Annotated in this window: 9 protein-coding genes; 8 read left to right on the plus strand and 1 reads right to left on the minus strand. The window is 44.7% G+C overall.

Features of this window, described 5'->3' with window-relative positions; translation table 11 throughout:
• Window positions 1–308 precede the first annotated feature (308 nt).
• The 3 genes from AC1DPK_RS11260 (at window position 309) to AC1DPK_RS11270 (ending at window position 8,984) form a co-directional block, all read left to right on the plus strand.
• Complete coding sequence (locus AC1DPK_RS11260) at window positions 309–4,058, plus strand: alpha-L-arabinofuranosidase C-terminal domain-containing protein (RefSeq protein ID WP_477510359.1); 3,750 nt, start codon at window positions 309–311, stop codon at window positions 4,056–4,058.
• A gap of 177 nt (window positions 4,059–4,235) precedes the next feature.
• On the plus strand, window positions 4,236–8,621 hold the full coding sequence (locus AC1DPK_RS11265; RefSeq protein WP_477510360.1) for a helix-turn-helix transcriptional regulator: 4,386 nt from the start codon (window positions 4,236–4,238) through the stop codon (window positions 8,619–8,621).
• Window positions 8,622–8,642: 21 nt separating this feature from the next.
• A complete protein-coding gene (locus tag AC1DPK_RS11270; RefSeq protein WP_441880648.1) occupies window positions 8,643–8,984 on the plus strand; it encodes a hypothetical protein in 342 nt (113 codons plus the stop codon).
• Window positions 8,985–9,126: 142 nt separating this feature from the next.
• Here AC1DPK_RS11270 and AC1DPK_RS11275 read toward each other — a convergent pair whose 3' ends face one another.
• A complete protein-coding gene (locus tag AC1DPK_RS11275) occupies window positions 9,127–9,693 on the minus strand; it encodes a TetR/AcrR family transcriptional regulator (RefSeq protein WP_477510418.1) in 567 nt (188 codons plus the stop codon).
• Between the two features lie 196 nt (window positions 9,694–9,889).
• Here AC1DPK_RS11275 and lpdA point away from each other — a divergent pair, with 196 nt between their 5' ends.
• From lpdA to AC1DPK_RS11300, 5 genes are all read left to right on the plus strand, one after another.
• Window positions 9,890–11,290, plus strand: a complete 1,401-nt coding sequence (lpdA, locus tag AC1DPK_RS11280) for a dihydrolipoyl dehydrogenase (protein WP_477510361.1) — start codon at window positions 9,890–9,892, stop codon at window positions 11,288–11,290.
• Between the two features lie 30 nt (window positions 11,291–11,320).
• Window positions 11,321–11,953, plus strand: a complete 633-nt coding sequence (locus AC1DPK_RS11285) for a biotin/lipoyl-containing protein (RefSeq protein ID WP_477510362.1) — start codon at window positions 11,321–11,323, stop codon at window positions 11,951–11,953.
• Window positions 11,937–13,121, plus strand: coding sequence for an ABC transporter permease (locus AC1DPK_RS11290; protein WP_441880642.1), 1,185 nt, complete (start codon window positions 11,937–11,939; stop codon window positions 13,119–13,121). The genes AC1DPK_RS11285 and AC1DPK_RS11290 overlap by 17 nt, the downstream gene beginning before the upstream one ends.
• A 261-nt stretch (window positions 13,122–13,382) precedes the next feature.
• Window positions 13,383–13,601, plus strand: coding sequence for an inositol monophosphatase family protein (locus tag AC1DPK_RS11295; RefSeq protein WP_477510419.1), 219 nt, complete (start codon window positions 13,383–13,385; stop codon window positions 13,599–13,601).
• A gap of 148 nt (window positions 13,602–13,749) precedes the next feature.
• Window positions 13,750–14,511, plus strand: coding sequence for an IclR family transcriptional regulator (locus tag AC1DPK_RS11300; RefSeq protein ID WP_477510363.1), 762 nt, complete (start codon window positions 13,750–13,752; stop codon window positions 14,509–14,511).
• Window positions 14,512–14,536 lie beyond the last annotated feature (25 nt).

Below are 14,536 nucleotides of genomic sequence, written 5' to 3' on the forward strand. Positions count from 1 at the left end.
ACCTCTATTCGTTATTATAAGGTTAGTCCCAGTTTCAGCCAATACTTTTATTTTTGCATCGGATTACAGAAGAAAGAGCCTCTTCCTAACGCTGAAAGAGGCTTTTTGTGCTTTGGTTTACAGCCATCAGGTTTAACAGATATAATCATTAAAATATTAATTAGTAATTATATTAATTAAATAACGTTTATGTTATTATACTCTTGTGAAATGAAATAGATTTGTGTATTTACTGTCTTTTCTCGTATGAATTCATATGATAGTTAGGTTATTTTTGATTCTAAAATAAAGATGACGGGTGATCTTACATGAAACGTAATGACGGTAATGAATTTATTAATGATAGTTTAATCGCGCAATACAAGTTTGATCTTGCTGAACATATCGGCAAGGACAGCTCAGGGAATAGAAATGACGGGTCGGCATCAGGTGCTTCCATTCAAACCGTAGGAGGCAAGACTGCAGTCATGCTTTCAGGGGGACGCAACGGCACATCCTATGTGAAGCTGCCTGTGGATCTCCTGAAGGATGTTAGTGATTTGACCGGTATTACCATTTCAACTTGGGTATATGCGGGAAAAGGCTCAAGCGTATGGGAAAGAATTTTTGATTTCGGCAAGGGGCAGACAGGCCCTTATATGTTCTTAACACGCAATTTGCGTGCAGCTTGTTTTGCAGGGGAAGACTTGATCGCAGATCCTGGAAAGACTTTTGCGGCGGGAGAATGGATGCATATTTCTATGTCTGTAGCAGGCACGAAGTCCGGTACATCCAGCAGTGCAGGACCGATTGTATATGTGAATGGCGAGGTGGCTGCAGATGGAACGATCAGTCAGACATCAAGCGGTACCTATGCTAAATTGCGTGCATGGTTTGCTTCTTTCGCTGACCAAGAGAATTACTGCAACAACTATATTGGAATGTCCCAGTACGATGCAGATGTGGATTTTTGCGGTTCGCTTTCGGATTTCCGTGTATACAAAGCGGGACTAACACAAGATGAAGTAATTGAAGTGATGTGCGAATCGTTGACGGATGAAGAGATTGTTGAACTTGCCAAAGACAAGTACTTAACGTTCCCAACCTTCATTATTACAAAAGATATTGCGCTGCCTTCTTCTCTAATGGGCGGCAAAGTGAGCGTATCATGGGCATCGAGTGATATCGGCACGATTTCTAATGAGGGAATCGTCAACAAGGAAATGCAGTCGGCAAAGGGCGTAACGATGACAGCCATCGTAAGTAAAAGAGCAAGCTCCGCTGTAAAAAGCTTCACCGTATCTGTACTTCCTCAAGGTGTACCACCGTATACGTTGACTATTGATGGAAGCAAAGAGATATTGGATGTCAGTCCCGTTTTATACGGCTTATTTTATGAGGATATTAACAATGCAGCTGATGGCGGTATATACGCGGAGCTCGTACAGAACCGCTCCTTCGAGTCATTTGCGTTCGACAGCTACTCTCATGTGTGCGGCGAGCATGGTGCTTCAACAGGAAGAAACTACACGCCTCTGCATGCATGGTCGGGCGATACAAAGCAAATGACGGTGAAAAATACGGGCGGTTTAAATGACTTTTTCGGAATAACAGACAAAGATGTGAATGCTCATTATGTAACGGTAGCGAGCGGAGCGACGATAACCAATCGAGGTTTTGCGGATTCCAATCAAAACTGTGCAATGGCGATTAGACAAGCTGCCAAATACAACTTTACGATCTGGGCAAGAGCTGAAGCGGCAGGCACGATCACCTTGCAGCTGCTGGATAAAGAGGGTGTCTCTATCAGCGACACAGTGGTTGTTCAAATAGAAGGCGGAGGCATATGGAAAAAGTACGGTGTGGACAGCCCTCTTGTATTGACGGGCTTAACAACGGTGCTTGGTCAATTGGCTTTAACCTTTAACGGCGAAATCTCGATCGATATGGTCTCACTGTTGCCGGAGGATGTTTGGGGCGCGGGCGAGGAACAGCGATCCTCGACGGCTCATGCAAACTTTAAAGGAAATTCAAACTATAGACTGCGAAAAGACTTAGTAAACGCACTAGTTGATTTGCATCCTACTTTTCTTCGTTTTCCAGGCGGATGTATTTCAGAGGGCTCTCACATTTGGGAAAACGTATACGATTGGAAGGAATCTGTAGGGGATGTGGAGCTGCGGAAAGAAAACTTTAACGTATGGGGCTATATGATGACGATGGGCCTTGGCTATATGGAATATTTCCAGTTGGCTGAAGATCTGAATGCCGCTCCGCTCCCAGTGATGGCCTGCGGCGTGCTTTGCCAGGCTCGTTCGGATTACGCGAATCCCGCTGGCGGCAAGCTTAGGGACTACTACGTCAAAAACTTTACAGACTTAATTGATTTTGCGATTAGTACAGATTTTGAGAATAACGAATGGGCTGCTTTGCGTAAAAAAATGGGCCACGAAGCGGCGTTTGATTTGCGTTACTTAGGCGTGGGCAATGAAAACTGGGGTACAGAATTTTTTGCGAACTTTGAATATTTTAAAGCAGCTATTGATGATTATATGGAGCAGCATTACGCTGGATATGAGCTGCATATTATTTCAACCGTGGGCGCGCAAGCGGATGATGATGCTTATCAGCAGGGCTGGAAGTTTTTAAGTGGCAGCTTGGCAGGCTCGGAGACGATAAGCTTTACGGACGGGCTGTCGCGCATTGAGGAAACCGTTACGTGGTATGAGAAGCAAAAGAATTACATGGATACGATTGCGGATGAGCACTACTATCGTTCGAATGAGTATTTGTTAGCTAATGCGGACCGATATAATTACTATCACAGAGCTTACAATGATGATGGCAGCCTGAATGAAGCCGAGACCTCCAAAGTATTTGTCGGCGAATATGCTTCAACGGATAAAAACACATTGGCTGGGGCAATTGCAGAAGCAGCGATTATGACCAGCTTTGAGAATAACTCGGATGTCGTTCGATTAGCAGCAACTGCACCGTTGTTTAATAAGGTTCTGACAGATGGTACATATCGATGGACCCCGGATTGTATTTGGTTTGATGATGAAACGGTATGGTATACACCGAACTATTACGTGCAGCAGCTATTCGGAAAATACATCGGTACTAAAGTAGCAGATACGTCGTTTACGACTTATCGGAACGGTGAGCGGTCTGYGCTCATCCCTCGCGGTGGCATTGAAGTGGCTGCTGGAAATGCTGATATTGTTGTGAAGCGTGTGAAAGTAACGTCCAATGTGGATGGCAGCGTACTTTTTGAACAGGATTTTACGAAGGCATTAAATGCGGCTTGGCAAGTCATTCCGGGCTCAGCAGGTTATACGCTTGATTCGGCCAAAGGCTTGGTATTAAAAGCGCAGAGCAGCGGCTTGAATGGATTGTATATCCTTAATGAAGCATGGACCAATTACAAAGTTGAGGTTGCAGCAGAACGAATATCCGGTACAGACGGTTTTTATGTGGGCGCAGGCTTGACCGATATTTCAACCGACAATAAGGATGTCATAGAATATGCGATCGGCTATAATGGCAGCGCCACTGGCGTAAAGGTGTATAAGCAAGGAATTGAGGGCTATACGTTAGAGGATTACTCCTCGAGCACAGCCGCAGGTAACTTGAGAGCTAGCTGCTATGAAGAGCTCGCCGACCATACTGAATATATGATTACAGTGAATTATGGAGGAGCTGATGGCCAGCATTTGATCTGTTCTTATACGGATGGCGTAGCAGCAAGCAAGGTTCTGGATTATAAACTGGAAGCCTATAACAGGGATATCTATCATTCCGTTACCAAAGATGACAAGCATATGTATGTGAAGCTGGTTAATGCAGACGGTGTGGAGAAAGCAGTGAAGCTTGATTTTAAAGGGATAAATGCAGCTACTACGGGTAAATGGGTCATATTAACGGGTGATGCTTCACTTATTCATGTTCCGAATGTGAACAAAAAGAACGATGAGAAAATAACCCCAATGGAAGCTGAAATACAAATCGAGAATAACGCTGCCATAATAAATTTAGCCGCCAATTCCGTGAATGTTATTATAGTGAGCCTAATGTAATCGAGAAAAACACTTTATCATTGAGCCTCAGAGACTAGTCTCTGAGGCTCTTTTATTGGCAACCAGACCTATATGTAATTCTTATTCATTACTTGACTGAACAGTGATAAACTGTGGAATAGCCTTTAACGTTTTGGAAAAGTAGCATTGCACGGATTAGATGGAGGACTGGATAACATGTTGCTTGCAAATAATGTTAAGTTAAAGGATTTGCTGAACGGAAATAAAATGGATACATCTTCCTTTTTACATATAGCGATCGCGCTGACTGAATCCGTACATAAGGCTCATAAGCAAAACCTACTGATCGGTCATTTGAATCCAGCAGGGATACTCATTCAATCGGAAATAAATAGTGTTGTGCTCACAGACGAAAGAATAACAGATTACGCCTACCTATCTCCTGAACAAACAGGCAGAATCAATCGTAAAGCTGACGAACGAAGCGATTTGTATGCAATCGGCATGATATTTTATCACATGCTCGCAGGTCGTCTGCCCTTTCAAGCTCAGAATAGGGAAGAATGGCTGCATGCCCATCTTGCGATTGTGCCAATGCCTTTGCGTGAGGTACGTTTGGAGCTGGAGGATTCTCTCGAAAATATAATTATGAAGCTGTTGTCGAAGAGGCCAGAAGACCGCTATCAGAGTGCTTTTGGATTGCTGTTTGATTTGAAAAGCTGTGCTTCTTCTATGGAGAAAAAAGGAGAGATCATCCCTTTCGAAATCGCTCGTGTCGATGAGGCTAGTCGGTTTCAGCTGCCAAAAACTCTTTTTGGCCGTGAAATGGAGGGAAAGGCGCTCCGCGAGGCTTTGCAACAGGCGCAAGCCGGCGTGTCTTCGTTCGTATTCGTTAGCGGAAGTGCAGGCAGTGGAAAAACCGCGCTTATTCGAGAGTTTCAGGTGCTGGCTAGAAAAGAAGGCAGTCTGTTCATTGGAGGAAAATGTGATCTGATGAATCGTGACGTTCCTCTCTCGCCGCTCTTGCAGGCTCTGCGGAGCTTGATTCGGCAAATATACAGCCAGTCCCCTGAACGAATGGCAAAGCTGAAGTTACAGTTGGAAGAGGCATTAGGTCAAGGAGCAGCTGTTATCGTACAGCTGCTGCCAGAAGCAGCTAAGCTTTTTGGCGAACTTCCGTCTGTGGAGCCGCTGCCTCCTGCCGAAGCGGCTATTCGGTTTCATCGCTTGATTCCTCTTTTTATGAATATATTTGCTGAAAAGGAACATCCTCTCCTTATTTTTCTAGACGATCTACAATGGGCAGACCCAGCTACGTTGGATGTCCTTCGTTCGCTTGCCCATGCTCCCAATCGATTAAACTTACTAGTAATAGGAACGTTAAGAGTAGAAACGGCTTCTGGCTGCTCGGACAACGGAGCAAATCAAGGTGAAGCAGCCGTATGGATGGAGAACACACTTAACTTGCAGCATGCAAGCTCATCCATACCCGTACAGCATATCGCCCTCGAATCGCTGACCTATTTGGATGTAAGGCAAGTTCTTTCGCATGTTCTTAACGAAAATTCGGCTCGTGTACGAATACTTGCAGAGGTGCTATTTCATCGAACAGGCGGTAATCCACTATTCGTACATCGTCTTCTAGACAGCCTGTATCGTGAGAATAAGTTTTATTATGATGAGGAAGCTGGGATTTGGAATTGGGATGCTGCGGCAGTTACACAGATACCGGAACATCCTGACATTCTTTATTTAATCGGGACCCGTATTCGTATGCTTTCAGCGGATATGGTTGAGCTGCTTGCCATAGGTGCAGCGATTGGTCATCGTTTTCATTCCACTACGATCGCTTTAGTAAGCGGCCGCTCTCCGCTTCATACACTTCAGCTTTTACATTTAGTAGAGGAAGAGGGTTTATTAAGTAGAGAAATTGAAATGGATGATGCAGCAGCGGATGAAGGTTATTATACATTTATGCATGACCGTGTGCAGCAGGCAGCTTATATGACTATTGCCGAAGCGGAAAAAGCGAGCTTGCATCTGACCATCGGCCGTGTGTTACGCGACCATTCATTAGAAGAGCGTGAACACTCCATTTATGATATGGTGTATCACTTGAATATGGGCAGCGATAAGCTGGTAAATGAAGCAGAAAAGATGGAGCTAGCTGAATATAACTATCAGGCAGGTTTGAAATCGAAGGCAGCAACAGCATTTGCGGCTGCTCTGAACTTTTTTGAAAAAGGCTTGCAGCATGCGGGGGATGATTGGAGGAGTACGAGCTCACTAGCCTATCGTCTGATGCTGGAGCTGCCTGAATGTGAATTTATGTGCCGTCGCATAGACAAGGCAGAAGCTCTGCTCGAACAATTGATGTCCTGTACTACGGACTTGGTGGAGCGCTCTCAGATTTACCTGAAACGCATAGCCATGTATTCGTACTTGAAGAATGACGAGCTTGCTGTCCATATTGGAAAGCAGGCGCTGGCGGAATTTGGCTGGATTTTTTCCAGTAAGCCCTCTAAAGCTGTCATCGTAAAGGAATTGATCATGACGCAAAGTGCATTATTTAGTATGCGGCATGAGATTATGAATTTACCGATTAATCGTAATCCTGAGTATAAAGCCTTGTCGGACTTGGTCATGGCGATATCATCTTCTGTATTTACATTAAGCCTTGAACTGTCTGCTGTACTTTTCTCGAGGTTCATTCGCTATGCTCTAAAGCATGGAAGCAACGAAGCGTTCGCGTTTATGCTTGCTGGCTATGGCATGATTATTTTTAAAATTTCTTTCTATCATACGGGACCCCAATATATAGATTTGGCATTTAAGCTATCAGCCTCCTTTGAAAGCTCGGATTTGCGAAGCAGACTGCACTATATTAAGGGGCTTGTTGGGCTGCAGCAGAATCCTGAAGCAAGCGTCAAGCATTTTGAGCAATCGATTTACTATGGGATGGAATCGATTAATCTGTCCTATGTAAGTATCGCTATGCTAACCTCTACGACCACTCATACCGGTGATTTGCATACACTTACTGCACGGATTTCGAATTATGAAGAAATTTCACAGCAGCTCTTGGATGAAGTCACAGTTAATATCTTTCGCATTGCGAGGTGGTATGTGGCACAAATGCAGGATGGAGCGAGTGAATACGATGAAGTCGTAGTGCCGGTGCTGAAGGATCGATTCGAGGAGAAGCTGAATAATGAGGTTTATTATACTTGTACCAGTCAGATAGAAATTGCTTATTTGTTCGGACGCTATCAAGATGCCCTGGAATGGGTAGAGAAGGGCAAATTCAACACGTATCGTCAAACCCGGATGCAAGTGCGCAAACAGCATATTTACCATTCCCTGACGCTTGCTGCCATGTATGCGGAGGCAGCGGTGGATGCGCAAAAGGGCATTCGCGCAAAGCTTAACAAGCAATTGCGCAGCATGAGGCAATGGACGGGATATTACGGGAATGAATCTTCAGCATATTTGCTCATAACAGCTGAGCTCCACCGTATTGATGGTGACCGAGTGAATGCAGCCAAAGGATTTGAGGGAGCGACCCGAGAAGCTCGAAGAGAAGGAAATGGGCTAATGGAGGCTATTTCTTGTGAGCGTGCTTCAATCTTCTATAGGGAAGCTGGGAGTATTACCGGAGCGGATGTTCTGATTGCAGATGCCTGCGCTGCTTATTCAAGATGGGGGGCAACTGCTAAAGCAAAAAGACTGATGGAGTCAAATTCCAAGCTGAAATTAGCTATGGCGGAACTACAAACAGAAAGCGTGGCTGCCACTGAGGAAATTGGACAAGTAAGCACTATCCGTGAAACCACACCAATGTTCGTTGATGAAAAGGCGTTTATACGGCAAATTACAGATTGGTCAAGAAAGGCAGATGACTCTAATGTAATGAGTCAATTCCTGGAGTCGGCACTTCGGTATTCCGGTGCGGAAAAGGGATATGTGCTGGAGAGCCATGAAGAGGTTTTCACCATTGCAGATCAGGCTGGCACTAGGAATGAGAGTGATGGAGAGGTTTCGTACGCGGAGGCTATTGTCCGTTATGTGGTTAAGACAGGTGATTCGGTTGTGCTTGCAAATGCTTCACGCAGCTCATACGCAGCTGATCCCTATATCACTCGCAGTAAGTCTCAGTCTGTTCTTTGTATGCCGGTTTCCTTTCCAGGAACATCATCGCAATCTGTCCTTTATTTGGAGAATAATCTGATCTCCGATGTATTTACGAAGGAGAGGCTCGAAGTGCTGGATCTTATGATTGCACGGATGGTTTATTTGAAATCGTCAGAGGAATTCCTAATTCAAAGCAGTGCGTCTGCGTCTAGTAGCGATTCGGAGTACAGTCCTCTAGATATCGCTGCCAATGCTGCACAGCCGCAGCCGTTAGTTGAACTGCTGACAAACCGTGAAGCAGAGATTTTGTATGCTTTAACCGATGGATTGTCGAATAAGGAAATCGCCTATCGTTTTGGATTAAAGGAAAGCACCGTGAAAAGTTATGTATTCCATCTATACGGAAAACTAGGCGTGAAACGGCGCAGTCAGGCCATTGCGCGTGCAAAAGAATTAGAGCTGGTTACTTAGTTGTATGGGATAGGCATTTATATGTGGGAGAATACAATAATTACTCATAAGATTGGAGAGGTGAGAATGAGAGGCGGATACAGTATCCTTAGGGAAATTCATAGAAAAGATTTTATGCCTAATGGGAAGGACTATGGCCTATTAGACTATGAATTCGATAATATGATCCGTTTTCTTGAGAAACAAGGGTACCTAGAAAGAGTATTGAGAGTGGGCGACGCCTATTCGCTAAAACCAGCAAAATTAACGTTAAAGGGACTCCAGCTTCTGAAGGATAAATCTGATTATGAAGAAACCTATCCCGCAAGGAATGGTTTGATTGAATGGGTTAGATCAGAGAAAGAACATTATTCTAATTACTAGGCTCCACCAATCACACAGAAGAGAATGTCCCAAAGATAACATGATTTGCTTAAGAAATCATGTGAATATTGAAAAAATGGCGTTACAGAGATTTATTTCTGTGACGCCTTTTTTTTATTTATTAGACATACCACGGACAATATTAGGCCCTAACCAGCTCTTTGGCATACTGCTTGCCTGCCGAAAGAAGAGTGCCGCTCAGTTCTGGATCGTGAACAGACCGTGCAAGAACAAGAGTGCCGACCATTGTACTGATCAGTGCGCTGCCCTTGGTTGTGTCAATTCCCGCTAGATTCGAGATGAAAGTAATCATCCGCTCCAGTTCGTGGGTAAATACCTGCCGGACCTCTTCGGAAGAACGGGGAATTTCGCCAGAAAGAGCAGGAAGAATGCAGCCCATCTCTGTTTTGTCGCGGTGATACGGACTTAAATAATAATCGATAACACTATTGATTTTGGGATTCTGCTTCTCCTGATCAGCAGCATTCTGCAAAATGGCTATGGTATCGCTGATAGCATACCGGCAGGCTTCGGCGACCAGCTGTTCTTTGTTGTCAAAGTGTGAATAAAACCCTCCATGCGTAAGTCCTGCCCCCTTCATAATGAACGGAACACTTACATCGAGTATACCCTTCGTGCGAAAAGCTTGGGCCGCACTTTCAACGATCTTATTCCGCACTTTCATCTTATGACCTTTGGGATACGGTATTGTAATCACTCCACAGCTTCATAATTCTATCTTCAAAATATTATAGTCGTCATAATATAGGGTGTCAATTGAGTGAATACAGCAACGGTTAGCTAGCGGAAGGGCTTAATACGGTTGTTGACGATTTTAAAATATGATGGTTATAATATATTACGGTCATCATATTTTAAATGGTTTCATCAGGAGGGATCAGAAAATGAGTAAGCTTGAATCCGTAGAAACGTTGGTCATTGGATCAGGTCCGGGAGGTTATGTGGCGGCGCTTCGTTCTTCACAGCTTGGAATGAAGACGGCGATTGTGGAACGCAGTCAGCTCGGCGGGGTCTGCACGCATGTTGGCTGTATTCCATCCAAAGCATTAATTGCAGAATCGCATCGCTATGATTTGCTTAGGCAGTTCAATCATGCGGATTCGGCAGCAGCATTTGAAATTGCGCAGCATTTCAAGCAGGGAATTGTGAAAAAGCAGGCAGGAGGAGTTAGCTATTTATTAAAGACTGCAGGTGTGAGCATTTTGGAGGGAGAGGCCAGTTTGGTTGATGAACATACAGCTATTATTCAGCAAAGCGGCCGGGAGCAAACCATTTCTTTTAGAAACGCCATATTGGCAACGGGATCTCGTCCAATTGAGCTGCAAGCATTTCCGGTTGGAGGACGTATTTTATCTTCCACAGAAGCGCTATCGCTCCCTGAAGTTCCGACCAGTTTGGTCGTTATTGGCGGCGGTTATATCGGAATCGAACTAGGCCAAATGTATGCCAAATTTGGAACAAAGGTATCGATTCTAGAAGGAGGAGAACAAGTACTGCCGGGCTTCGAGGCAGACCTCGCGCTCCCTGTGGTTCGGCAGTTGAAAGCCGATGGAATTCAAATGATTACTGGGGCGACAGCACAGAAAGTGGTTCAGCATGCTGATTCAATTACACTGCAGTATTTAAAAAATATGGAGCAACATGAGGTTACAGCGGAGTATGTGTTAGTCACTATCGGCAGAAAACCAAATACAGATGGTCATTTAGGGCTTGCGAACATAGGCTTGCCCGTGACGGGCAGGGGACTGATTGAGACAGACGAACAGTGCAGAACGGTTATTCCAAATATTTTTGCCATTGGAGATATTACGGCTGGTCCGGCACTCGCCCACAAGGCTTCTTACGAAGCGAAAATTGCGGCAGAAGCCATTGCTGGTTATGCCTATGAGGTTAATTATAAAGCCATTCCGCTCGTCGTTTTTTCTCACCCAGAGCTGGCCAGCGTTGGTTTAAATGAAACGGAAGCAAAAGCTAAATCCATCCCGATTGTTATTGGCAAAGCTTCTTTTGCGATCAACGGAAGAGCTTTGGCATTGAGGGAGACTGAAGGGTTTGTGAAAATTTTGGCGGACCCATCCTCAGGAATCGTGATCGGTGCACAAATCGTTGGCGTGGAGGCTTCAACACTCGTATCAGAGCTTGGCCTTGCTATCGAGATGGGAGCAACCGTGGAGGATTTGGCTTTGACCATTCACCCCCATCCGACATTGGGAGAAGTAATTATGGAAGCTGCCGAAAACGCGGTCTTAAAAATGATGAAGATAAAAAAAGAGCAGCAGATTTAACTGCAAATAGAGAATGGGAGAGATTGAGGAATGAAAATAAAAGCAGGTTTTTATATTGGGATTGCGGTTGCGCTGATCGTTGGAGGTTCACTTCTTGTTGTTAAAGGAAAGGATGCAGTCAGTCAGGCTGAGATGAGGAAACAAGGTGTGCTTGAGGCGGAGCAAACGACCCTATTTTATCAGAAGAATCCAGGTTCGATTATAGAGGTAGGTGTAGTTTCGGGTGACTGGGTAAAACGCGGTGATGTGTTGTTCAAGGTTAAATCAGCTGAGGAAGGAGAAGAAGATGTGCTTGCACTAGATGACGGGTTGATCAGCAGAATTGCGGTTAAGCCGGGGGATCAAGTAAAGCAAGGCGCGCCGATGGCGGTTTTGCAGAAAAATAGCTATTATACAGATCTCTACATACAGGAAAGTGAAATCCAAAAGCTTCAGGTTGATCAAAGCATTGGTATTCATTTTCCATACTTGGATGATCCTGCACAGGTGACTGGTGTTGTGACTTCGATTTCAGCGGCCCCACAATTTGCAAACTTGCGCATGTCACGTGAAAAGGGGCAAGCAGATTTAAGTATGTTTCTTGTCCGAATTGCTATGGATTCAAATGCTGATTTGCTTCCGGGGATGACGGCGGAGGTGAGACTTGATGAAATCGCTGATTGACGAGTGGAAGTACGTATCGGGCAGTAAGTATTTGCGTTTAATCTTTATTGGCCCACTAGTTGCGGCCCTATTTTTTGGTTTAATGTTCTCGCATAACCAAATTAGCGAATCGCCCGTTGTAGTCATTGATGAGGATCACAGCTCGTATTCGCGGCAGCTGATCTCGAAAATAAATGCTTCCCCCTACATGAACGTTACAAATGTGTACGCGAGCCGCCTGAGCCCGGAAATATTGCTTGCAAATGAGCAGGCTGTAGCGGTCATCATGCTACCTAAGCAGTTGGAGCAGCTTCAGCAGCAAGGGATATCAACGAATATCGGCATTTTAATGGATAACACGATGCCCTCAGGGTTAACCGGCATTCGGACAGCGATTCAGGAAGTCATCGTAACGGAAACTATGACCCTTTCTATGTCCCATCTGGTTCAAAAAGGGATGGACGCCGAAACCGCTAGAGGCGTTGTTTCTCCGTTGTCTCTTCAGCAGCGGATGCTGTTTAATCCAACCACAAGTTATGTCGGCTTTATGGTGCTTGGTTTTGTAAACATTGTGGTTCTCATGATTACAACAAGCGCAGCGGGCTCTATTGCGCCTCGTTTGCGTCAGGAAGGGAAGCTCTTTGCAAACGGAAAGTCGCCCTTGCAGCTTTGGATTCGCAGTGTACCTTACGCGGTCATGACCGCCCTCTCGCTGCTCTTATGTTATGGATTACTGAAGCAGGTGGGGGGAATGCGGTTTGAAGCGGAGCCTTATCTTTTTATTATCCCATTGCTTGTTTATGCCTTTGCATTGTCACTTATGGGGCTGTTGATCGGCTATTCTGCCAAAGATTTGTCTAAAGTCAATTTGCGAACCAGCTTCGTATTGTATCCTTCATTTCTTGCAACTGGAATTCAACTGACCCCGCTTGCTTTTCCAGAGCCATTTCAAATTTTTGCATGGGTATTGCCGATGAACTGGCTTAACCGCCTCATACGCGGGATGGCGTTTCGGGATGGAGCGCTAACAGCCTACAGTCAGGAGCTCGGAGCACTGCTGATCATTATAGGCGGCGTGTCCTTATTCCTTGGATTACTGGTACTGCGGGAAGCAGGGAAAACATATTCCAGCCGGGAACGAGTCGTGAGTGCGGACATTCTGCCGAGCAGCGGTTCGTTAAATAGTTAAGTTCCTTACCCGTTCGAATAACGCCCTTGACTAAGATAGATACCCTATTTCAGTCAAGGGAACACAGGGGGAATACGAGAGTTCAGATTCTCGACTGTTCGAAGGTTTGTTTATTCGCGTTTAATAAATAGCTTAAAGACACTGTTTTTCAAATAATCAAGGGAGTAAAAAACAGGTTTATCGTTATCGTCATAGTGGAGCTGCTTTAATAAAGCTAGAGATGTGCGTGTTATTGGCTCTGCTAGCCTAGATTTATGTTTAGTGGCATCGGGTAGATTGACTGGATTTTGGCATGATGGGCTTTATCCTTGGGGTGTCGCCGCTGGCTTGATTATTATTCAAGAAGCGGGTGGGAAGATATCAGACCGTGATGGAAATGAGTTTAAATTCAAAGAACATAAAGATGACGCCAAGAAATATTTTCCTGAGCGTCATTTTTGTTTTTGTTATCGAAACAAAAATAGATTCGTTGAGCTGTGACGCGTTTTTAGCTTTCAAAAGATGGTCCGCTGTATGATAACAGAGGGTGGACATTGCAATTAGAGTTTGCTATTATTTACCCAACAATATTTTAGAACACGGTTTTATAATATAAAACCGCTTCTAGGAGGGGAGCGAGTGAAGGAATATGCCCATCATTCAAGCATTGGATAGAGCACTGAAAATTATCGACCTATTCGATGAGCATCATATGGAGTACAAACTGTCTGAAATAAGCTCAGAAATGGATTTGCACAAAAGTACAGTTCATTCATTGTTGAAAACGCTTCAAATTCATGATTACATTACACAGGATGAGCAGACTGGGAAATACCGCCTCGGGATGAGGTTTGTAGAGAAGGGGCAATTGCTTCTCAATCATTTTGATATTCGGGAAATCGCTAGACCGCATCTTAGGGCTTTGTCTGCCGCCACTGGTCAAACGACACATTTGGTCATTATGGATGATGGAAAAGAAGGGATATACATTGATAAAGTAGAGGGGCATAAGGCTGCAATTCGTTATTCACGTATCGGTCGCAGAATACCATTGCATAGCAGCGCCGTGGGTAAGGTATTGGCGGCTTTCCGGTCTATCAAAGAACAGGTGCAGATTGCGGAAGGACATACGTTTGTTAAGCTTACGGATAAGACGATCGACAACCCCGAAGCTTTTTTGAAAGAGTTGGAGCAAGTCAGGAAGCAAGGTTATGCTATTGATAATGAGGAGAATGAGCCGGGGGTCCGGTGTGCCGCTGCTCCGATATACAATCATAACGGACAAGTGATAGCGGCGATGAGCATATCCACCATGGTAGCACACGTTGATGATCAAGAACTGGCACATTTAATTGACCTGATTCGGCAGGAAACGAGTGAAATTTCTCGGCAACTAGGTTATCAGTTCTAAGATGAGCTTCCTGAGCAATAACTAT

The organism is Paenibacillus sp. 01T424, assembly GCF_056398745.1.

Bases quoted from the DNA above. Each gene is read 5' to 3' on its own strand.
- AC1DPK_RS11265 (WP_477510360.1), top strand. From the start codon at position 4,236: ATGTTGCTTGCAAATAATGTTAAGTTAAAGGATTTGCTGAACGGAAAT.
- AC1DPK_RS11270 (WP_441880648.1), top strand. From the start codon at position 8,643: ATGTGGGAGAATACAATAATTACTCATAAGATTGGAGAGGTGAGAATG.
- lpdA (WP_477510361.1), top strand. From the start codon at position 9,890: ATGAGTAAGCTTGAATCCGTAGAAACGTTGGTCATTGGATCAGGTCCG.
- AC1DPK_RS11285 (WP_477510362.1), top strand. From the start codon at position 11,321: ATGAAAATAAAAGCAGGTTTTTATATTGGGATTGCGGTTGCGCTGATC.
- AC1DPK_RS11290 (WP_441880642.1), top strand. From the start codon at position 11,937: ATGAAATCGCTGATTGACGAGTGGAAGTACGTATCGGGCAGTAAGTAT.
- AC1DPK_RS11300 (WP_477510363.1), top strand. From the start codon at position 13,750: ATGCCCATCATTCAAGCATTGGATAGAGCACTGAAAATTATCGACCTA.